The 20,472-nt window shown below is 51.6% G+C and carries 21 protein-coding genes; 13 read left to right on the forward strand and 8 right to left on the reverse strand.

The annotated features are described in order from the left end of the window. The first annotated feature begins 46 nt into the window (after positions 1 to 46). Positions 47 to 655, forward strand: a complete 609-nt coding sequence (trmY, locus tag MVG27_RS06695) for a tRNA (pseudouridine(54)-N(1))-methyltransferase TrmY (protein WP_297551164.1) — start codon at positions 47 to 49, stop codon at positions 653 to 655. Here trmY and MVG27_RS06700 read toward each other — a convergent pair. Continuing rightward, on the reverse strand, positions 639 to 1,085 hold the full coding sequence (locus MVG27_RS06700) for a single- stranded DNA-binding family protein (protein WP_297551172.1): 447 nt from the start codon (positions 1,083 to 1,085) through the stop codon (positions 639 to 641). The two genes, trmY and MVG27_RS06700, sit on opposite strands and share 17 nt — an antisense overlap. A 57-nt stretch (positions 1,086 to 1,142) precedes the next feature. On the opposite strand from MVG27_RS06700, the gene MVG27_RS06705 reads away from it, so the two are divergent. After that, on the forward strand, positions 1,143 to 1,814 hold the full coding sequence (locus tag MVG27_RS06705; protein ID WP_297551166.1) for an adenylate kinase: 672 nt from the start codon (positions 1,143 to 1,145) through the stop codon (positions 1,812 to 1,814). On the opposite strand, the gene MVG27_RS06710 is transcribed toward MVG27_RS06705, so the two are convergent. After that, on the reverse strand, positions 1,780 to 2,523 hold the full coding sequence (locus MVG27_RS06710; RefSeq protein ID WP_297551168.1) for a hypothetical protein: 744 nt from the start codon (positions 2,521 to 2,523) through the stop codon (positions 1,780 to 1,782). The genes MVG27_RS06705 and MVG27_RS06710 overlap by 35 nt on opposite strands. Before the next feature lie 73 nt (positions 2,524 to 2,596). Between MVG27_RS06710 and MVG27_RS06715 the strand changes: the two genes are divergently transcribed. Next, positions 2,597 to 2,878 (forward strand): ubiquitin-like small modifier protein 1, encoded by a 282-nt coding sequence (locus tag MVG27_RS06715; RefSeq protein WP_297551174.1) that lies wholly within the window; start codon positions 2,597 to 2,599, stop codon positions 2,876 to 2,878. 75 nt (positions 2,879 to 2,953) lie between these two features. Here the strand turns inward: MVG27_RS06715 and MVG27_RS06720 are convergent, their stop codons facing one another. Next, positions 2,954 to 5,956 (reverse strand): peptide transporter, encoded by a 3,003-nt coding sequence (locus tag MVG27_RS06720; protein ID WP_297551170.1) that lies wholly within the window; start codon positions 5,954 to 5,956, stop codon positions 2,954 to 2,956. Between the two features lie 10 nt (positions 5,957 to 5,966). After that, positions 5,967 to 7,775: a glutamine--fructose-6-phosphate transaminase (isomerizing) gene (glmS, locus tag MVG27_RS06725; protein ID WP_297547961.1), complete on the reverse strand. Its 1,809-nt coding sequence runs from the start codon at positions 7,773 to 7,775 to the stop codon at positions 5,967 to 5,969. A 122-nt stretch (positions 7,776 to 7,897) separates the two neighbouring features. Between glmS and MVG27_RS06730 the strand changes: the two genes are divergently transcribed. Next, entirely contained in the window at positions 7,898 to 8,092 is a 195-nt protein-coding gene (locus tag MVG27_RS06730) for a PCNA-inhibitor (RefSeq protein WP_297547963.1), read from the forward strand. Here MVG27_RS06730 and MVG27_RS06735 read toward each other — a convergent pair. After that, positions 8,087 to 9,238 carry a methyltransferase domain-containing protein gene (locus tag MVG27_RS06735; RefSeq protein WP_297547965.1) on the reverse strand — a complete coding sequence of 384 codons (1,152 nt, stop codon included), beginning with the start codon at positions 9,236 to 9,238 and terminating at the stop codon, positions 8,087 to 8,089. The genes MVG27_RS06730 and MVG27_RS06735 overlap by 6 nt on opposite strands. Positions 9,239 to 9,298: 60 nt before the next feature. Between MVG27_RS06735 and MVG27_RS06740 the strand changes: the two genes are divergently transcribed. Then, on the forward strand, positions 9,299 to 10,681 hold the full coding sequence (locus MVG27_RS06740) for a dolichyl-phosphate-mannose--protein mannosyltransferase (protein ID WP_297548039.1): 1,383 nt from the start codon (positions 9,299 to 9,301) through the stop codon (positions 10,679 to 10,681). Positions 10,682 to 10,815: 134 nt separating this feature from the next. Here MVG27_RS06740 and rnhB read toward each other — a convergent pair whose 3' ends face one another. Genes rnhB through MVG27_RS06755 form a run of 3 tightly spaced genes read right to left on the reverse strand, consistent with a single transcriptional unit; the run spans position 10,816 to position 13,122 of the window. After that, a complete protein-coding gene (gene rnhB / locus MVG27_RS06745) occupies positions 10,816 to 11,532 on the reverse strand; it encodes a ribonuclease HII (RefSeq protein WP_297547967.1) in 717 nt (238 codons plus the stop codon). After that, positions 11,507 to 12,328 carry a metal ABC transporter permease gene (locus tag MVG27_RS06750; RefSeq protein ID WP_297556393.1) on the reverse strand — a complete coding sequence of 274 codons (822 nt, stop codon included), beginning with the start codon at positions 12,326 to 12,328 and terminating at the stop codon, positions 11,507 to 11,509. The genes rnhB and MVG27_RS06750 overlap by 26 nt, the downstream gene beginning before the upstream one ends. Continuing rightward, entirely contained in the window at positions 12,325 to 13,122 is a 798-nt protein-coding gene (locus tag MVG27_RS06755) for a metal ABC transporter ATP-binding protein (protein WP_297547971.1), read from the reverse strand. The genes MVG27_RS06750 and MVG27_RS06755 overlap by 4 nt, the downstream gene beginning before the upstream one ends. A 174-nt stretch (positions 13,123 to 13,296) precedes the next feature. Here MVG27_RS06755 and eif1A point away from each other — a divergent pair, with 174 nt between their 5' ends. Genes eif1A through MVG27_RS06795 form a run of 8 tightly spaced genes read left to right on the forward strand, consistent with a single transcriptional unit; the run spans position 13,297 to position 20,471 of the window. Further along, positions 13,297 to 13,647: a translation initiation factor eIF-1A gene (eif1A, locus tag MVG27_RS06760; protein WP_297469771.1), complete on the forward strand. Its 351-nt coding sequence runs from the start codon at positions 13,297 to 13,299 to the stop codon at positions 13,645 to 13,647. 17 nt (positions 13,648 to 13,664) lie between these two features. After that, a complete protein-coding gene (locus MVG27_RS06765) occupies positions 13,665 to 14,441 on the forward strand; it encodes a serine protein kinase RIO (protein ID WP_297548041.1) in 777 nt (258 codons plus the stop codon). 4 nt (positions 14,442 to 14,445) lie between these two features. Then, positions 14,446 to 15,144 (forward strand): KH domain-containing protein, encoded by a 699-nt coding sequence (locus MVG27_RS06770; RefSeq protein WP_297469746.1) that lies wholly within the window; start codon positions 14,446 to 14,448, stop codon positions 15,142 to 15,144. Positions 15,145 to 15,146: 2 nt separating this feature from the next. Then, positions 15,147 to 16,835 (forward strand): DNA topoisomerase VI subunit B, encoded by a 1,689-nt coding sequence (top6B, locus tag MVG27_RS06775; protein ID WP_297548043.1) that lies wholly within the window; start codon positions 15,147 to 15,149, stop codon positions 16,833 to 16,835. Continuing rightward, positions 16,828 to 17,982 (forward strand): DNA topoisomerase IV subunit A, encoded by a 1,155-nt coding sequence (locus tag MVG27_RS06780; RefSeq protein WP_297469748.1) that lies wholly within the window; start codon positions 16,828 to 16,830, stop codon positions 17,980 to 17,982. The genes top6B and MVG27_RS06780 overlap by 8 nt, the downstream gene beginning before the upstream one ends. Continuing rightward, a complete protein-coding gene (locus tag MVG27_RS06785; protein ID WP_297547973.1) occupies positions 17,979 to 19,232 on the forward strand; it encodes a DUF530 family protein in 1,254 nt (417 codons plus the stop codon). Before MVG27_RS06780 ends, MVG27_RS06785 begins: the two co-directional genes overlap by 4 nt. Before the next feature lie 4 nt (positions 19,233 to 19,236). After that, entirely contained in the window at positions 19,237 to 19,629 is a 393-nt protein-coding gene (locus MVG27_RS06790; RefSeq protein WP_297547974.1) for a DUF1699 family protein, read from the forward strand. A 41-nt stretch (positions 19,630 to 19,670) separates the two neighbouring features. Continuing rightward, entirely contained in the window at positions 19,671 to 20,471 is an 801-nt protein-coding gene (locus MVG27_RS06795; RefSeq protein ID WP_297547976.1) for a GTP cyclohydrolase IV, read from the forward strand. Position 20,472: the final 1 nt, after the last annotated feature.

The raw sequence follows: 20,472 nt of genomic DNA on the forward strand, positions 1-20,472 counted from the left end.
CCGAAAAAGGAGTGGGGATGGTACGAGAGGCACGGGAGGGGCTGAGGTGAGAACCTTCATAATAAAGGCAAACAAGGCCAGAACCGCTCCAGACTTCAAGCTTAGCGATTTGCCCGGCACGAGCGGGAGGATAGACGTCCTCTGCAGGTTCCTCAACTCGGCTTTTCTTCTCTCCCACGGCTTCAGAAAGAACGTGCGCGTCTGGCTTCTCCTCTACGGCCCGCCGAATCCGCCAAAGGCGATACGCTTCGAGGGTCCCGAGCTCAAGGTCCGCCTGAACCCAGATGAGAGGAGCACGGCAAAGCTCATAATGAGGGCCCTCAAAGTTGGCGAGAACCTGCGGGAACCGGGTAAAGAGCTTGAAGTTTATCCGGGCTTGTATGTGAGCAATCGGACTTTTGAGGACGTTGTCCGGCTAACGCTCAAAAACTCGGCCCTCTACTACCTCCACGAGGAGGGAAAACCGATAGAGAGGGTTTCCTTCAAAGGCAACGTTGCCTTCGTCCTCGGTGACCATGAGGGGCTCAGTAGAGAGGACGAGGCTTTTCTGGAGGGAATCGCGGAAAAGGTAAGCGTTGGAAAAAGGAGCTATTTGGCCTCGCACGTCGTTGCGTACGTCAATATCTTCCTTGACTCCCTCAGCTCTCCTCCCTGAGCTTCAGCGAGGTGTGCTCCTGCTTGAGCTCCTCTATTTTCTCAATTAGCTCGTCGCTGAGCTTTTTAATGTTCAGGGCGACCTCTTCGAGGGCTTTAATCTTCTCCTCAAGTTCCCTCTCACGCTCTTCAACTTCCTCCATGGCCTTTGCGAGTTTTTCCTCCTCGCTCTTCTTGTAGACCTCAATCTTCAGGGTATCGTAGTCCCAAACTATTGTGCCGTCTTTAACCTCGAACTCCACGGTAATCCTCACGACGTCTTCCTTGGAGACCCCGAGTCTCTGGAACTCCTCGAAAATCCTCTGGTTGAGCTCTCCTGAGGCCCGTATAATCTCCTTCGGCTCGACCATCTTCCTTGCCAGAGCAAAGAGAACGCGCCTGACCTTGTGGGCGTAACCGCTCGCCCGGACGTAACCTGTGCTCAGCTTCATTGCCACCACCAAAAGTTTATTCAACTTCTGTGCATAAATGCTTATTGGTGGTGCGCGGTGAACATTCTTATTTTTGGGCCCCCGGGAAGCGGGAAGTCAACGCACTCCCACAGGATTGTCGAGCGCTACGGTCTGACGTATATCTCCTCTGGAGACCTGATAAGGAGGGAGATAGAGAGAAAAACGCCGATTGGAAAGGAGATGGAGGCTTACCTGAGCAGAGGTGAGCTGATTCCAGACACGATAGTCAATACATTGATAATATCAAAACTGAGGCGCCAGAGGGAGAACTTCATCCTTGACGGCTACCCGAGGACTCCGGAGCAGGTTCTGGCTTTGGAGAGCTATCTCTACGACCACGGGATAAGGCTCGACCTCGCTATGGAGATTTTTATAGACCTTGAGACGAGCATTGAGCGGATAAGTGGTAGGAGAATCTGTCCGAACTGTGGAGCTGTGTATCACGTCAAGTACAACCCGCCTAAAGAGTCCGGAATCTGCGACGTCTGTGGCTCGAAGTTGATTCAGAGGGAAGATGACCGACCGGAAGTTGTCGAGAGGAGGTACAGGATTTACACGAAGAACATGGAGCCGATAATAAAGTTCTACCGCAACAAGGGGTTGTATGTAAAAATTGATGGAGATGGGGGTGTAGAAGAAGTGTGGAAAAGGATTCAACCACTCCTCGACTATATCAGGGCAAGGGAGTCTTTCCCAGTGCCTCCATAATCATTTGAATGTCTTCCCTCTCGGCTAGTTCCTCTGCTTCTTGTCTCATGTCTTTCATTCTTCTCATAACTATCGCCAAGGCCCTGTCTCGAGGATCGAGTATCTTGACGTTAACGTGTGGAGGATAATTCTTGAGAAGAACTTTCATATATGCTCGAGTTTTTTCGATAATCATCTCTTTTAAGCTATCTTTTTCGTACTGAGTTAACTCTTTTACTATCTTCAAGACAACATCAACTCGTTTATTCTTTTTGCTAATTGAAACAATTAGTGCTGAGACTGGAATTTCTAGCTCCTTGAGTCTGATGATAAGGCCCTTTCCTATTCGTTCTGCTATGGGTTTTAATTCTTCTGGAGCATCAACAACCAAGGAATACTGGGGTGTTGTTTTCTTTTTCTTTTCTTTTTCTGTGATAGAAACATTATTAATTGCAAATTTTACATTGTAAAGCTTTCCAAATGTTGATGTTGCTTCAGTACACAATTTTTCAGCAATGCCTTCGACAACCGTTTTAATAGATCCTACGGGTATTCCTTCATCTTCTTCTACAATCATAGTGAAGTCCAAGAAAATTGTTGAACCTTGAGGGATAACCCTAACCCCCATCTCTAGTACTTTTATTCCAAAGGGCTCCAAGGCCTCTCTTAGTTTATCTGCAAACAGTTTATCTATGATTGGATAGTATCCGGGAGGATCAACTATGAGCAATTATATACACGCTCCAGCATATTCTCCAAAAGACTTTAATGTTTTTCTCTCTTATAAATTTCTGGTGTTTATAATGAAGGTAAAATTCTACGCTACATTCCGGGAACTCATTGGAAAAAAGGAGATTGAAGTTCACGGTGTGAAAACAGTTAGAGAACTCATAGACTACTTGGCGAAGCATTACTCACCTCAGATTAAGAGGGAGCTCCTTGAAAGCCCACGTATTGGTCCGAACAAACCAATAGATGGAATGATTCTAGTGAACGGCCATAATATTCTTCATCTAAAAGGTCTTGACACCGAGCTCAAGGAAGAGGATGAAGTTCACATATTCCCGCCAGCCGGGGGTGGCTGAAGGGCAGTTCTCTTTCATCATTGCAGAAAAGAGGAAATTGACGACTTAAAAGGAGAAACATAAAGACGGGAGGGCTCAGCTTCCCTCCCACAGGACGTAGGTTTTCTTGGCAATAAATATTGGTTCGATTCTCTTTTTGACTATCACGACTTTGTCACCGTACTTCTTCTTGAGCTCATTGATGTAATTGTCAATGAAGTCTGCGGGAACGCTGGCCTTTCCTGTAATTACGTTATCTCCTTTCTTAACGCTTGATATCGTTTTTACAGGGATGTAGCCGACGATGTCCATACGGGGTTCGAGATAGAAGTCTGGTTTGTATATATCTGTACCGTTTGGAGCAACGTAGTAATAAACGACTCCCCTGAGGGTGAACTCAACGTTGCTGTAATCCTTATCGAAAGCCTCTGTGAGCTTTATGGTTCCGCTCTGGCCGGGAGCAATGACCCAGCTTGGGTTCGCCAGCTTTCCGTTAACGTAAACCGGACCGTTGGTGACCCCGACCGGACCGTCCTGGATGAGAAGGAAGCGGTACTTAGTGGCGTTTGGAACATAGAGGTGAACCTCTACTGGAGTCTCGTTGAGGTGGTTGATGTAAACGTTTTTCGCTACTACCTCTTTCTCGATAAGCTTGGTTCCGTTGTAGGCCTCAAAAATAATAGTGCCGTTCTTAACGTCCCTTCCAAAGGCAGAAATCCACAGCCTGAGTGTCTGGTTTCCAAGCGGGAGCTTTCCTCCTGCCATCGTGCTGTAGAAGGGTTTCCACGTTCCATTCTGGAGGAAGTCCATTCTGTATATCGCGAAGGGTTTAAACTCGTAAACTCTGACGCTCGGGTCATAAATTCCCTGCTTCTTTAGGTAGCCATTGTAGGCAGTGTAAACCAGCTTGAAGTTGGCGAAGAGCTTCTGGGCGTCCCACTCATTAATTGAGTAAGGAAGGTGGAGTGCCAATCTGACGTAGTCACTGAAGGCTATCTTGTCATATGCAAGTATTCCCACCGGATAAACCTGGTTATTGGAAGTCCTGTAGGGGACGATGTAAAGCACATATGGAGAAGCAGTTCCGTTTGTCTTGTAAAATCTCCCGTTGACTAAGTCCACCGTCATTTTTGGGCGAAGGTATTGGTTCTCTCCTACCTTTACATAGATGCTCTTTGTTTTGTTGTCAAAGACTATATACTGGTATGGGATGTAGCTGAACATTGGGACGTGGGTGTAATCGTAGTGGTTTATTGCCCCACCGAGATACGCTATCGCTCCAAACTTACCGAAGTCGCTCTGACCGTCAAATGGGTCAAGGAATGTGATTACATACTTGTTCTCCCAGGCCTCGAGGTCTACCTCCGCCTTGGTGTCAAAGCCTGAGAAGAACCTCGCCACAATGTAACGCCTGTCGTAACCGTGACCACCATCGGTTACGGCCCTTCTGTGGCTCAGCAGACTTGATTCCTCCCAGTAGCCATAGTCCCACCAGCTGAGAACCGTTGCATAGGGACTGCTGTGGTTTTTAATCCAGAACAGTGCATCCGTCCACGCCTCTGGAACGCTTCCCGGCATTTTCGGATTGATGAGCTCATAGCTCCTAATCATGTTCTTCTGGTTCGTGTAGGAGTAGCTTGCGCTTATGTATGGCATCGGGAAGAGAATTAACACTAAGAAGAGCGCGTATAGTGCCTTTGTCGTTGCTGTGTCTTTCATCTTTTCAACGAAGATGAAGGCTTCTCCCAGTGCTATTCCCGACAGGAGTATAACTGCACCGGAGGCCTGGAATGAAAACCTGATTGCCTGCTTGAAGAGATATATAACACCCAGGTAGTAAAACATCGGCATGAAGTCCTTGTAAAGCTCGTAGCTCCTATCCTTAACGTGCCTGTAGAACCTCCAAATAAGAACAACAAAGCCTGCAATTGACAATATGAAAAGCATGCTGTCTCCCTTGGCGACTACACCATTTTGATAGACGGGCTTAAGGCTAAACGTCTTTATTAGTTGGCTCCAGCTGAGACCCTGGAGCTCAGCAACTGTTTGATAGAGTGGCGTTGAGCGGGTCGCTGCTTTGAGAAAGTTGAAGAGGTCCTTTCCAAAGTAGGCGTATATTGCGAGGAATCCTGCTATTGAAACCCCGATGACGGTTCCGAGCCTATGTGCCATATCTGAGTAGTTGAGGCCGAGTCTCTCGCCGTAGAGCATTATCAGAACGAGAACAATCATTGCAATCAAGACTTCCAGAGAAAACACAAGGAAGCTTCCAATTCCAACGAATCTAATGTAGACGCCAAAGAGTCCGAGGAGTATTGACAATCCAAGGATTGGATAGTACTCGAAGACAAAGCGCCTGAGCTCTTCCATTCTATCAATTGCGAAGAACACAACCGGAACTACAGCGCCGGTCGCGAGGAAAATCATGACTCCCAGGGGACTGCCCGTCCATACACCCATGTAAATCGGGCTGAGTATAAGGAAAGCCACCGCGCCGGCTACCTTCTTCCAGTTCCACTCCCGTTCATCGAGGTAAACTAGCAGGAAGTAGAAAGCAAACAGGAAGAACATCATGAAGGGCCCTTCACCACGGTTGTTTCCGGAATAGGTTTTCGTTATGGCCCCGTAGAAGCCCATCATTAAGCTGGCTCCCCAGAAGCCGGCCCAGTTGGAGTGTAGCTTCCTGCCGACGAGGAAGATTGCTATGACTATCATGGCACCGACAAAAGGTGGCCAGACCTTGAAGGCTTGAAGCTCGCTCCAGCCAAAGAGAGAGTGGGTTATCTTGTAGAAGAGGGCCTGCATCGTGTAGAGCGCTAAGTATCCGCTGGCTTTTATACCTATCGGAGGCTCGGCATAGGCGTAATACTTTGGGATCCACTCGTGGATTGCCAGCTTGTACATCTCAAAGTGGAAGAAGGTATCGGGGTCAAGGAACGTCTTGTAGCTTGATGTGACAGCCCTTATCTTGTAACCTATGTATGCAAAAAGGAGAACTATTGCCGGCAGTCCATACTCCCTGAAGAGGAGGTAAATTTTTGAGAGGTTTGTTCCCTTCTTATCTTTCTTCTTCCTCTTTTCCTTAACATCGGTCTTCATTACCCTCACCTCATTCAACGGTGACTGACTTTGCCAGGTTTCTCGGCTTGTCGGGGTCGTTGCCCCTCAACACGGCGAGATGATACGCAAGAAGCTGGAGGGGAACTATATAGAGTATAGGTGTGAGCATCTCATCAAGTTCGGGCATCTTGAGGAACACATCTGAGACTTCCCTTAGCCTTTCCGAGGAACCAAGGCTTATAACGTATGCCCCTCTCGCTTTCGCCTCCTCAATGTTGCCCAACATCTTGTCGAAAGTCTTCCCGCTCGGTGCTATTGCCACAACAGGGACACCTTCTTCAATCAACGCCAGGGGGCCGTGCTTGAGTTCACCGGCGCTCAAACCTTCGGCGTGGATGTAACTTATCTCCTTGAGCTTCAAAGCGCCTTCCAACGCAGTTGGAACGCCTATACCCCTGCCTATGTAGAAGAAGTCCCTCTTCTCCATGAGGTTCTCGGCGAGTTCCCTGAGCGGTTCGTTGAGGTTCAGAACGTCTTCAACAAGGTCGGGAACCTTCCTGAGGGACTCCTCAAGCTTCTCCAGGTATTTCTCATCGGCTGTTCCGAGGACCCTCGCGAGTTCGATGGCAAGCATTGTCAAAACGGCAAGCTGGGTCGTGTACGTTTTGGTCGCGGCAACTCCGATTTCCGGCCCTGCGTGGGTGTAGAGGGTCAAATCCGCTATCCTCGTCGCCATGCTCCCTACAACGTTGACTATGGCCAGAACCTTTGCTCCCTTCCTCTTGGCAAGCTTCATCGCCGCTAACGTGTCCGCTGTTTCCCCGCTCTGAGTTATCGCTATTACGAGGGAGTTCTCATCAACAAGCTCTTCGAACTCGTAGCGGAACTCACTTGCATCCTCAACTACTGGAACCTTCTTTGCGAGCCTCTGGAGGAGGTATTTACCCACGAGGCCGGCGTGATAGGAGGTTCCCATGGCTACTATGAAGATTTTCTCATACTTAGCTATCTCTCTTGCAACTTCCCCTATAACCTTGGCGTTGCCGTGGATAGCGTCCCTCAGGACCCTCGGCTGTTCGAATATCTCCTTGAGCATGAAGTGTGGGAAGCCGGACTTCTCGGCCATCTCAAGCGTCCAGTTTATAGTTTTTACCTCCTTCTCGACTTTCTCACCTGTTTCGAGTCTCTTCACGACCCAGGAGTCCTTCGTAACTACCGCATACTCCATGTCGTCGAGGAAAACAACCCTGTTCGTGTACTCAAGGAAAGCTGGGACATCACTTGCCCCAAAGGTCTCGCCATCTCCGATTCCGAGAACGAGGGGGCTCTCGTTCCTGACAAAGTAGAGCTTATCCGGTTCCTTCGTGTAGATTATACCGAGGGCGAAGGAACCCTTAAGCCTGAGAAGGGCCTTTCTAAGGGCTTCCTCAAAGTTCTCGCTCGATTTGAGCTCTTCCTCGATGAGGTGGGCTATAACTTCGGTATCGGTGTCGCTCTCGAAGGTGTGACCCTTTTGGAGCAACTCCTTCTTCAGCTCAGCAAAGTTCTCGATGATGCCGTTGTGGACGAGCGCTATCCTTCCCGTGCAGTCCTTCTGAGGGTGAGCGTTAATATCGTTTGGAACGCCGTGGGTCGCCCAGCGGGTGTGGCCAACACCCCGTTTACCGGGCATGTCGAGGATGTTAAGCTTTTCAACGACCTCATCAACCCTTCCGGCGCCCTTCTTTATGTAGAGCTTTCCGTTTTCCTCGGTTACAACGCCAACGGAATCGTAACCTCGATACTCGAGCCTTTTCAGGCCCTTAACGATGACTTCACATGCCCTTCTCTCGCCTATGTAACCTATGATTCCACACATGGGCACCTCACCCAACTTACTCTTTTCCCCGATAAACCCCGGAAGTTAAAAGCTTTCCTAAGAAAGTTGAACCATCAGAAAAGCCTTTATATTCGGTTTTCAATCTTTAACCGGGTGAACCGATGGACAGAAAGCTCGACGAGTTCCTCGGGGACACAAAACCTAAGGCAAAATCCAGCGAGAAGCCAAGAAGGAAGAAAAAGCGCCTTAAATCAACGAACCTCGACTCATTTCTGCCCGAAGAGCACGTAAACTACTTCAAACAGCTTAGAATTGGTTCCAAGAAGATTAGAAACGCGAAGATAGAGGAGCTATAGTCCCTCCGCTATAACCGCTTTCTCACCGACCCTGAAGACGAAGGCCCTTTTATTTCCTTTCAGATTCGCCTCTATGCGCCTTCTGATTTTCCAGTACTCCTCCTGCGGGACGCTTACCTTAAGGGTCGCCCTTCCGTAGCCCTCTCTTCTGAGGAAGTCGTTTATCCTAACAGGGTGGAAGGGCAGGACGGCAACTACCGAGTATGTTCTCTTAAGGTAGGGGCTTTTAACCGGCTCGTCACCGGTAGCTAAAACACGCCTCTTCTCCCTCAGGAGCATCTCGGCTTTAACGGGAAGTTCGTGAAAGAGTTCGTTGAGCAAATCCGCGTAGTCTATTGCCTGCGGTATCTCGTAGAGGTATTCACCGGGCTCTTCAGTCCATTCAACGATGTCCTCAAGGTTCGGGTTGCTCTCCAGCCTGACCCCCGCCGGGAGGATTACAGCGCTTCTCTCGGCCCTCGCGAGGGGCTCGGTGTAGAAGGTCAGCCTGTTTAAGTGCCCGTGCAGGTCAATGTACTCGAACTCCCCTTTCCAGGGAACCCTCTCGCGCCTCATCTGTGGCGGAAGGTCGAAGATAAAGGCGTCGGTCTTCGAGCTGTAGGCCCTGTAAACCTCAAGCGGGCTCGGGAGAAGGTCTTCAAGCCTTCTCTCCGGCATCTCCGGTGGTCTCGCTGGGTCGGAGAATATTACCTCCGCGTCGATTCTCTTCACGGTTTCCTCGCTGAGGGAATCGGCGTTGATGAACTCGATGTTTGAAACCCCGTATCTCTCGGCGTTCCTCCTCGCGAACTCTATCTTAATCGGGTCTATGTCGATGCCGTAGGCCCTCTCAACCCTCATCGCGTAGAAGATGAGCTGTATTCCTATTCCGCAGGAAACGTCGGCGATGCTCTTCACCCCGAACTCCCGGAGGCGTTCGGCACGGTATTCGGCCACAACCTCGTGTGTTGCGTAGCGCAGGCCCTCAAGGTCCATCCACAGGTCGTCGCGCGAGAACTTATCTCTGGCCTTAATTCTCGCCCTCGCTATCTCAACTATGGTCTCCCAGTTCTTCCCGAGTCTCGCCCGGAGTTTCTTCTTATCGAAACCGCGCCTGATGAGCTCCATTGCCTCCCTGATTTTCTCCTCGGTGATTCCCTCCAGCATGTTCTCGCCTAAGGAGAGAGGCTTAAAAACGTTGCCCGCTTAGTTTGACCGGTGTTGAAAATGGACTGGAAAAAGGTCGCTTTTGCTTTAATCGTCGCCCTTACAATGATTGGAACTGTATGGTTCGCCTATCACTTCGCTTCTCAGGAGAGCCTGAACGACTACATCGGCGATGAGGTCTGGTACGTTCCGGCGAGCAGAAACGTCCTCCACCTCCTTGGTGTTAACGTAACTTATGAACACAACGGGAGCTACGGCGTTAACGTAATCTTCACCAACGAGAGCGACAAACTCAAGTACCTCAGCACCGCGGATGCCATAGCGGCCTTCAACGGTGTAAAGCTTAGAATAGAGTACTACAACTTCCCCGGGGTCTACTACGAAATCCCCAAGGAGAAATACAGGAGTTTTCTCAACGAGCTTGCCCTCCAGATACCCAGAGATGCCTATTACGTCGTCCCTGGCTTTTGGTATCCTGACAAGGAGGACATTCAGGACTACCTCAACACGGAGCATCCTTTCCTCGGGAAGGACATCATAATGACGAGCATGGTTCTTTTGGGGGACAAGCCTATTTACTGGCGCCTTCCAGGTATAATTGAGTTCGCTTTAATTGAGCTCTTCGTCGTTCTCGCGACGTACAGGATAAGCAGGAGCTACCTGGCATCGCTCATAGCGCTGGCCTTCGTGGTCGCTGACCCGACGCTTCAGGCAACGTCGATAGCGGCGATGCTCGACATTCACGTGGCGTTTTTTGTTGCGCTGTTCGTCCTCGCTCTGGCCTACGAGAAGGAACTTGGTTCGGCTGTGGCAATAGGCCTTGCTGGAGCGGCTAAGCTGAGCGGTGCCTTCGGGTGGCCGGTTCTACTCTATAGGGCCCTCAAGAGAGAAAATTCGTTCATCAGGTTCTTCTCCATAGTGGTTATAATCCCGGGGATTGCATTCCTCATCCCGGAGATTACGATTATTAAAGCTATAGGCTTCATTCCGTGGCTGGAGCAGTTCCTGGGGAGTTTCAAGTGGCATCTGAGCTACAAGGGGCCAAATCCAAACACCTCGCCGTTCTGGCAGTGGTTCGTCAACTACAGGGCCTTTCCGTTTCACTTCAACCCCAACGTCTTCGCGAGCACAGACCCCGTTCTGCTCCTTGGAATGGTTGTATTAATCCTCGCAATGCCCTGGCTCCACAGGAGAAAGCCCGGAATACTTGCGCCGTTCATGGTCTTCTGGAGCACAATCGGTTTTTTTGCCCTCCAGTACGTTCTCGGAGGAAAAACGCAGTTCAGCTTCTACGCGACGGTTTTGGTCCCGCCGGCGGCTGTGGTTATGGGCGTGGCACTCAACGAGCTCCTCAAGTGGGAGGCCTTCAGGGAATCCTTAAGGCTTTACTGGTCGTGGATTATCGGGCTGAAGGAGACGGTGAAGGCGAGGATTGGCCGTTAGTGGTCTTTGGTTTTTTTGTTTATTACATTACATATTGGGTGGGATTTATGGTGAATGACGGAAAGAAAAGGCCTGGCAAGGATTTGGAGGACTTCGAAAGGCCTGCCCCTACCGGATGAAGTTGCTAATCTTGGTCATCCTTTCAAAAACTCATCCAGGCTAACCTGTCCCTTCCGTTTCCTCTCCTTTGCGAGCTTCTCCTCAATCTTCCTCAGCGTCTTCCAGTTTCTCCTCACAATCGGCGGGAAATCGCCGTGTTGCCTGTAATACTCCTCCAGAAATGTCCTCGTCCTCGGGTCGCTCGGGTAACCACTCCCGATTTCGCCGTATTCCTCCTTCAGCTTCTCGATTTCCCTGTCCCTTGTAACCTTAGCCACTATGGAGGAGGCCGAGACAACGGGAAAAAGCGCATCGGCGCGGTGCTTCGCCACGATTTCGGCCTCAAAGTTCAGCCTCGCCTTCAGCTCACGGGCAAAGCGCTCCTCGTCAACGTCCGCGGCATCGGCGTAGACAACGTCCGGTTTAACCTTCAGGGAGTTCAAAGCCTTGGCGAAGTTCTCAACCTCGAACTCGTTAAGAGTTCCCTCTCTGGAGCTTATCTCCTCCGGCGAAAGTATTAAAACGGCGTAGTCATCTGCAAGGCTTAAAATATCGTCGAAGAGCCTCTCCCTCCTTTTTGGGGTCAGCTTTTTTGAGTCCTTGACGCCGAGTTCTTCAAGCTTCGGGATTTTTCTTTCATCAACGACAACCGTCGCTATCACCATCGGACCTATAACAGGCCCCCTGCCGGCCTCGTCTATTCCAGCTATTCTTCTTCCCAAGGTTTCACCTCCTGAAGAGGAGCGCGCCATAGATTACGCCGAGCATTATCGTTGCTATACCGCTCGGGGGGATTGCCGTGTAATAAGCTAGTACTATCGAGGATAGCTGAATCACTAGCGTTAGAGCTAAGCTAACCGCCAGCACTTTCCTCAAATCGGAACTCACCATGAGGGCTATTGCCCCCGGAAGAACGGCTACAACCTGAAGGGTTATCAAACCGACTGTCTGGACTATAAGCGCGCCTATCGCTCCTACAAGGACGTAGAGAATCATGAGGTAGGCCCTCGCGTTTCCACCGTAGCTCTCCATTCCCTCTGGGTCGAAGCTAAGGTAAAGGAAGTCGCGGTAGAGGAAGAGGAGGACGAAGAAAATTAGGGCACCGCCGAGGATTAGAACTGCGAGGTTGTTCATCGTTATGAGGAATATGTCACCCGTAAGGTAGGAAACGATGTTCTCCGTCAGGGGGAAGTAGGGCCTGCTCGCCATAACCTTGTAGAGGATTCCGAAGCCGAGAACCGTTAGGCCAGCCACGAAGCTCGCCACGATTCCGACTGCCGAATCCGGGGTAAAGCCGAGTTTTTCAAGCTGGGCGATGATTAGAACGATTGTAATCGTGACGATAAGCGCCACGAGGGTAACGAGGGCGTAGCTGTTGAAAATCAGGGCCAGAATCATTCCTAGAACGGCTCCAAAGAGGAGCGCGTGAAAGAGAGCATGAGTCAAAAACGCCAGCCCCTTGGTGTTTATCAGCGGGCTTAGAAGACCCAGCAGAACACTGACCATTATGCTCGCGAGGATTGCCCTGAGGATGAACTCCGGAATCACAGGCCACCACCCCTGTTTTCTCTGTGGATGTGGAAGTCGCCCGTTATGCAGTAGAGCTTCCCGCCGACAGGAATTACTTTGGCCATCGGGCCGTAGACCGACTTGATAACTTCATCTATCAGGACTTCCTCCGGTTTTCCGAAGGCTATGAGGCGTTTGTTAATCAGCATCACCAGGTCGCCTATCTCGAGGAGCGGGTTGATGTCGTGGGTGGTTATAATCATCGTGACGTTTCTCTCCGACTTTATCTTGCTGAGAACATTTGTAACTTCGGCTCTCGCGCTCGGGTCCAAAGCCGAGAGGGGCTCATCGAGAAGGAGTAGCTTTGGGTCGCTCATCAAAGCCCTCGCGAGGAGGACCCTCTGCTTCTGACCGCCCGATAACTCCCGGAAGAGTCTGTCTTTAACGTGGCTTAAACCGACGAAGGCCAGGACTTCCTCCGCCTTCCTGAGAATTTCCTCAGGGATTTTGAAGTGAACGAATCCCCTCCGGTAAAGCCCGCCCATGGCGACGACTTCCAGAGCCGTTAAAGGAACGCGCTCGTTGAGGGAACTGCTCTGGGGAACGTAGCCGATTAAACTCCTAGCATTACAGGGCTTTTTTCCAAAGACGAGGAGCTTCCCCGAGTATTCGCGGTGAAAACAGGCTATCGTTTTGAGTAGCGTTGTCTTCCCGGCACCGTTTGGGCCGAGAAGGAGGAGGGTTCTTCCCTCATCTAGGCCAAACGTTACGTCGCTCAAGGCCGGCTTTCCATCGTAGAATATCGTCAGGTCCTCAGCCTCAACCGCCTTCATCTCGCTCCCACTTCAAGTGTTCCGGTTCTCTTTTAAACTTTGATGTTCCTGTAGTGGACAAATCTGGGTAATTTCTTTGCAAAAATTTTAAAAATCCGGTGGATTAGTTCCCTGCAGAATTTTTGCAGGGGTAAGCTTATAAGGGCCCAAACGTAGCGGTGGGAGGTGATGCTCATGGCTCCAAAGAAGAAGGACAGAAAAGTTGAGGGTGACGAGGTAATTCGCGTTCCCCTCCCGGACAGGAGCAAGGGACAGCTCTTCGGCGTTATAGAGCAGGCCCTCGGTGCCGGATGGATGGACGTCCGCTGTGAGGACGGCAAGATAAGGAGATGCAGGATTCCGGGCAAGCTCAGGAGAAGGATGTGGATGCGCGTTGGCGATGTCGTCATAGTCCAGCCCTGGCCCGTCCAGACGGACGAGCGCGGTGACATCGTTTACCGCTATACAAGAACCCAAGTGGACTGGCTCCTCAGGAAGGGCAAGATAAGCCAAGACTTCCTCACCGGCGGGGAGCTGTTGTTCTGACTTCCTGAGTGGTGGCGATGCGCGAGGAAGCACTTGAGCGGGAAATCGAGGAGATACTCGGCCTCAGGGACAGGAGAGAGAAGGACAGCGAGCTCTACAAGATAGCCAACGAAGTCTTTGACAGGACAACAAAGGAGACCCTTGCCTACCTCCACAGAAGGGGAAAAATCGAGGAGCTCTACGGTGTCATAAGCACGGGAAAAGAGGCCAACGTCTTCGCGGGAGTTGACTCCGAGGGAAAAAAGATAGCGGTTAAGATTTACAGAACCTACACCACCGAATTCCGGCGCATCTGGGAGTATTTAGCAGGAGACCCGCGCATCGGTTACCTCCCAAAGGACATGAGGAAGCTCATATTCGTCTGGACGAGGAGGGAATTCAAGAACCTCCAGAGGGCCATAAAGTACGCGGTTCGCGTTCCCGAGCCGATAATCTTCCGGAACAACGTTTTGGTTATGGAGTTCATCGGAGATGAGCTTCCCGCCCCAAGGCTCAAAGACGTTGAGAAAAACCTCGAAAAGAGCGACTTTGAAGAGCTTTACAGCTACTTAATCGGCGTCATAGAGAGGCTCTGGAAGAGGGGGGACATGGTTCACGGCGATTTAAGCGAGTACAACGTCCTCCTCTGGGACGGGCCGGTCGTGATAGACTGGTCGCAGGCAACGGTGAGGAGAAACAGGATGAGCCTTGAACTGCTGAAGAGGGACCTGAGAAACGTTACGAACTACTTTGCGAGAAGGGGAGTTGACGTTGAAGATTACGAGGTGAAGTTCCGCGAGCTTGTTGAGAGGTGAGAGCATGGACGAGTTTGAGAGGCTCCTGAAGAAGTACGAGCGCGTTGATAAGGACGGAAAACCCGTTGAAGAGCCCGAACCGGGCGAGATTGATTACTTCGCTGAAGGCGAGCAGGAGGAGTTCGTAAGGATTCCAAGGGAGAGGATAGCTGTTCTCATTGGAAAGAAGGGTAAAACGAAGAGGGAAATCGAGGAAAGAACCGGGACGAAGATAGAGGTGGACAGCGAGACAGGGGAAGTTTTTATAACCTCCACAAAGGACACCAGGGACCCCCTCGCCGTCTGGAAGGCCAGAGACGTTGTTCTCGCCATAGGAAGGGGTTTCTCGCCGGAGAGGGCATTCAGGCTCTTCAACGAGGGTGAAATCCTTGAGGTTGTCAACCTAACGGACATAGTGGTTGGAAACGAGAAGAACGCCCTGCCGAGGGTTAGGGGTAGAATCATCGGAAGGAAGGGCAGGACGAGGGAGATTATCGAGGAGATGAGCGGTGCGGATGTGAGCGTCTACGGGAAGACCGTTGCGATAATAGGTAACCCCATTCAGGTCGAGGTGGCCAGAACGGCCATTGAAAAGCTGGCCAGGGGCTCGCCTCACGGGGTAGTTTACCGCTACCTTGAGCGTAGAAAGAAGGATTTGGAACTTGAGAGCTCAAGCTATTACGAGGCCCTCGAAGGCCATCTCGATGAGCTGGAGGAGGAATGAAGATGGCAGAGGCAAGTCAGCTCTTTAAGGAGTTCAAAATCCAGAGCGTCAGCGAGTTCTTCAGACGAAACGCGGCAATGCTCGGCTACACGGGGAAGGTGCGCTCCCTAACAACGCTCGTCCACGAGGCGGTAACGAACTCCCTCGATGCCTGTGAAGAAGCCGGCATTCCGCCCTACATAAGGGTCGAGATTGAGGAACTCGGAAGGGAGCACTACAAGGTTGTTGTTGAGGACAACGGCCCGGGAATTCCAGAGAAGTACATAACCCACGTCTTTGGAAAGATGCTCGCCGGAACCAAGGCCCACAGGAACATACAGAGTCGCGGTCAGCAGGGTATCGGTATAAGCGGTGCCGTCATGTTCGCCCAGATAACGAGCGGAAAGGCTACGCGCGTGATAACCTCGACCGGCGAGGAGATAATTGAAGCATGGGTTAAGATTGACGTTGACAAGAACGAGGGTAAAATAGTCAAGAAGGAAAAACACCCGAACCCGGACGGCTGGCACGGAACGAGGATAGAACTTGAGGTCAAGAACGTTCGCTACATCCGCTCAAAGCAGGGTGTTTACTGGTACCTCAAGCTTACTGCCATAGCCAATCCCCATGCCCACATTGAGCTAATCGAGCCCGACGGAAGGCTCATCGTCTTCCCGCGCTCGAGCGATGAGATACCCAAACCACCCGTTGAAATGAAGCCCCACCCGAAGGGTGTCCTGACGGACGACGTTTACAGGATGGCCAAGAAAACAAAGCGCCAAACTGTCAGGCGCTTCCTCATCGGCGAGTTCTCAAGGATAAGCGACAAGAAGGTTGACGAGCTTATTGAGTACATCGCCGCCCTGAGGCTGATTAAGACTGTTGAAGACAAGAAGGTTCAGGAACAGCTCTACGAGAGGCTCATGAAGGGCGAGGTTAAGGCAGTCCTCCGCTCCTTCAGGGGCTACACCAAGGTCGTCAAACAGGTCGCCAAGATTATGGAAAAGCCACCGGAGAAGCTCACCTGGCAGGAAGCGGAGGAGATAGTCGAGGCCTTCAAGTACATGAAGTTCTTAGCTCCTCCGACCCACGGCCTAAGGCCTATCGGTGAGGAGAACATCGAGAAGGGCCTTAAGGGAATCCTCAAGCCGGAGTTCGTAACTGCCGTGACGAGGCCACCCAAGGTCTATTCCGGTGGAATTCCCTTCCAGGTGGAGGTCGGCTTAGCGTACGGTGGCGAAATCCCGAGCGGTTTCGAGCTCTTGAGATACGCCAACCGCGTTCCGCTCCTCTTCGACGCCGGTTCATGTGTAACAACGCAGGCGGCCCGCTCTATAGACTGGAGGCGCTACAAGGTTGATGACCTCGAGAGGGCGCCACTGGTTCTCATGATTAACGTGGTTTCAGTCCACGTCCCCTACACCGGGACGGGGAAGCAGAGCATAGCGAGCGTTGACGAAATATACAACGAGATTCGCCTTGCCATAATGGACGCGGCAAGAAGGTTGCAGACCTATCTCAGCGGGAAGCACAGGCGCCTTTACCAGGCCAAGAGGAAGAAGACCTTCGAGAAGTACGTCCCCGAGATAGCGAGGGCCCTGAGCATACTAACCGGTGAGCCGGAGGAGAGGATTAGGGAGTACTTCCTGAGGTTTATTGAGAGTCATTTTGCCTCCAAAGAGGCCCCAGTGGAGGTGAGCGAGAATGCCTAAAGCCATAAGGCGCGAGAAGCCCAAGGAGAAGTTCTCATACGACCCCAAAAAAGTCCTCAGCAAGCTTGAGGAATACGGAAGGAGCGTCCTTGAGGCTATAAAATCCGGTAAAAACCCCTACTTTGACATACCTACGCGCGGACTGAACAACGTCTACTTCGATGAAAAGGCCAAGCTCATAAGAATGGGTGATAAGCTGTCGAGGCGTTACTTCCTCAACGTGGCCCACGCCAGAAAGTTCATGCAAACCCTACTCATAATGGCCTACGTTAAGCGCTTGGTTGCCGAGGGCAAGCACGCGAGCCTTCGTGAAGCCTACTACGCCAACAAGCACACGATTCCCGGAACAAAGGAGAACACCTTCGAGGACCAGCGCGAGAGCGACCCCATAATAGAGGATTTGGAGAGAATGCTCGGGGTTCTCCGTGAGGAGATGCACATCACAGCGGACAGGCGCGGTTACATCTACGGTGACATCGTGATTAGGGACGGTGAGGACGAGTTCAACGCGAGCAAGCTCGGAAGCGGTGGCTGGGCCGTTCCCGGAACGGTTGAGCACATTCAGTTTCCAGAGATAAACGTGGATTATGCACTCGTTGTCGAGACCGCGGCTATGGCCGACCGTCTCATCGAGGAAAAGTTCCCGAAGAAGGAAAACGCCCTAATCATAGCGACGCAGGGACAGGCTTCCCGTGGCGTTAGGCGTTTAATCCACAGGCTCCACTATGAGGAGGGTCTGCCCATCATAGTATTCACCGACGGCGACCCCTACGGTTGGTACATCTACTCCACCATAAAGCAGGGCTCGATTAATCTGGCATACCTCAGCGACAAGCTCGCAACGCCGGAAGCGAAGTTCGTCGGCATGACCATGGACGACATAAAGCGCTACGGCCTTGAAAACGTTACCGAGAAGCTGAAGGGCATACCCCCCAACAAGAAGGGTGGCCCAACAGGGGACTACAAGAGAATCCTCGAGGAGATGGAGTACCCGTGGTTCCAGAACAGGGAGTGGCAGAGACAGCTCAAGATGGCCCTCAAAATGGGGGTCAGGATTGAACAGCAGGCTCTCGCCAACAAGTCCCTCGAGTTCGTCGCCAAGGAGTACCTGCCCGAAAAGATAAACAACGGTGATTTGCTACCATGACAACGACGGAGGAGCTCGTAGCCCGGGTCAATAAAATACTCGACGACATAGGCATAGACCTGGGCGAGCTCTTCGAAAACTTTGAACCGGCGAGGTTAGCCTATACTCTAACCCGGAATGTCTCCCTTCTTTCCGACCTTCAGGACGAACTTGAGAGGCGCGTTGGGGAAACGGCTCCTTCGGTTCGCTTCATGGACAAGAAGAGCAGGGATCCCCACCTTCAGTGGATTTACAGGAAGAAGCACAACAGGGCCCTGGCCTTGGAGAGGCTCCGCTCTGCTATAACGGCCCACAAGATGGCCCTGGCGTTGTTATCGGCCAACTACGCCTTCAAGCTCGGCAGAAAGGAAATAACGGTCGATGGTATAACCCGGGAGAACCTGGGAAAGGTCAAGGCCGTTGAAAAGCCCGTGAAACTCGGCAGGCTTGAAATTCTTCCCCATTTGGCCTACTCCGGTGACGTTCTCAGGCTTCTTGCCAAGGAGAGCATCGAGGTCAGGGAGACGTTCAAGTTCATAAAGGGGAAGCTCCGCGAGAAGGGAACCGTAAGGACGAAGAGCATAAGGATTGAGGTCGAGTACTTCGAGAACAACAGGCTCAAGAAGGCCAGGCTGGACCTTCCAGCTGAGGCCGACATCGAGATGGAGCTCAGAAAACGCTACGGAAAGAGGTTCCGCTGGAGGGTTCTTACCTTTGTGAAGACCCGGGGGGTTCTGATAAACAACCACTACACCGTTGACAACCTGGCTTTGGCTTACGCTTCCCTCGACCCGGAGAACGGGGCGGAAAAGCTCGGCCTCGACATATTCCGCTACTACTTCCTGACTTCATCAACCGAAAGGGAAACCCTAGGAATCTTCCCGGGGATAAAGCTCTGCGTTGACTGCCACTACTCCATACTGGACTTACCTTTCAGGCACGAGGAGAACTTCAAAACCGGGCAGGGGAGCATGTACGTCATAAGGAAGTGCGAGATGGAGGAGCAGTTAACCGGTAAAAGAAAGGACCTGAGCGGTGTTCCCAACTACCTCCTCGGGGGAGTCCTGCTCTACGGCATGAGCGATTACGACGAGGGGAAGGTTGCCAGGATACTCGGAATCGATGAGACGGAACTGAGGGAGGCGATTAAGAAGTTCGTAATCTCGGGCCTCCACAGGGTTCTGTTCAGTGAGAACGAAGTTAAGAAGTTCGATAAGTTTATGCCGAAGAGTGACAAAGCTAAGAGGTTCCTCGACCTCCTCCAGGGGTGAGGGGATGAAGGTCAGAGTAAGCGCCAAAACCTACGACGAGCTCTTGAGAAAGCTCTCCGCGCTGGACGAGAACGTTACTGAGGTCTACGTTAGCCTTAGACCAACCAAGGAAGTGGTTGTCAAAATCCTTGAGAACGCGCCCAACGTAAGGAGAATAAGCTGTCCGCCGAGCCTTTACCCGAAGGTTTCCAAGAGGGTCATCTACGCTTTAAACCAGCTCGGGATAGAGCTAGTCCCGGAGAAAAGACCCCGCGGAAGGCCGAGGAAGTACGACGAAAAAACCGTGAAGCTCGTCCAAGAGATGGCGGAAAAAGGCGTTCCCATGAAGGAAATCAGCGAGCGCCTCGGGATTCCCCTGAGGACGGTCTACTACATGGTGAACGAACTCCGGGCTTAACTTTAAAAGACCTTTTCTCAAGGCAAGCCCGGGTGAGAGAAGTGATTGAGACCCAGGAGGAAGTTCCGGAGATTAGAGAGCCCCTCAGGCGGGTCGGAATAACGAACTTGAGGAGCGTTGCAAAGATAAACTGGAAGGGCAGGGTTTACACGTTCCTCCCGCTCTTCGAGGTCACGATAGACGTTCCGGCCGAGAAGAAGGGTATCCATATGAGCCGTCTCGTTGAGAGCATAACCGAGGCAATGAGCGAGGCCGTCGAGGAGGAAGTTATGGAGGCGCACACTTCGCTCGAGGAACTTGGGAGGGCTATAATTAAACGACTTGAGGGGAAGCACCCGCACAGACGCGCTGAGGTCTGGATTAAAACACACCTCATAATACCCAGAAAAACCCCTGCGAGCGGAAAGACCAGCTATGAGCCCTATGACGTCGAGGTTGGTGTCATCAAGAACGAGGACGGGACCTTTGAGAAGGTTCTCCGCGTCAGGGTTATAGGTAACACCGCCTGTCCCCACGCGATGGCCAACAACAATGGGAAGACCCACATACAGAGGGCCATTGGCGAGCTGGAGGTTAGGACAGACTTCGATGAGGAGATAGCCCTCGAGGACATGATTGATGTCGTTGAGAGTTCCTTCAGCCATCCAACCTATACCCTGCTCAAGACGGTGGACGAGAACGCTGTCGTGCAGGGCATGTTTGCCAACCCGAAGTTCGTCGAGGACGTTGCCAGGGAGATTTTTGTAAAGGCGAGGGAGAAGTTCAGGGGCAAAATCCACGTTAGAGTTATCAGCAACGAGAGCATTCACAAGCACGACGTTATCGCGGAAACGTGGAGCTGAG

It is taken from the genome of Thermococcus sp., from assembly GCF_027011145.1.
Classification (GTDB): domain Archaea; phylum Methanobacteriota_B; class Thermococci; order Thermococcales; family Thermococcaceae; genus Thermococcus.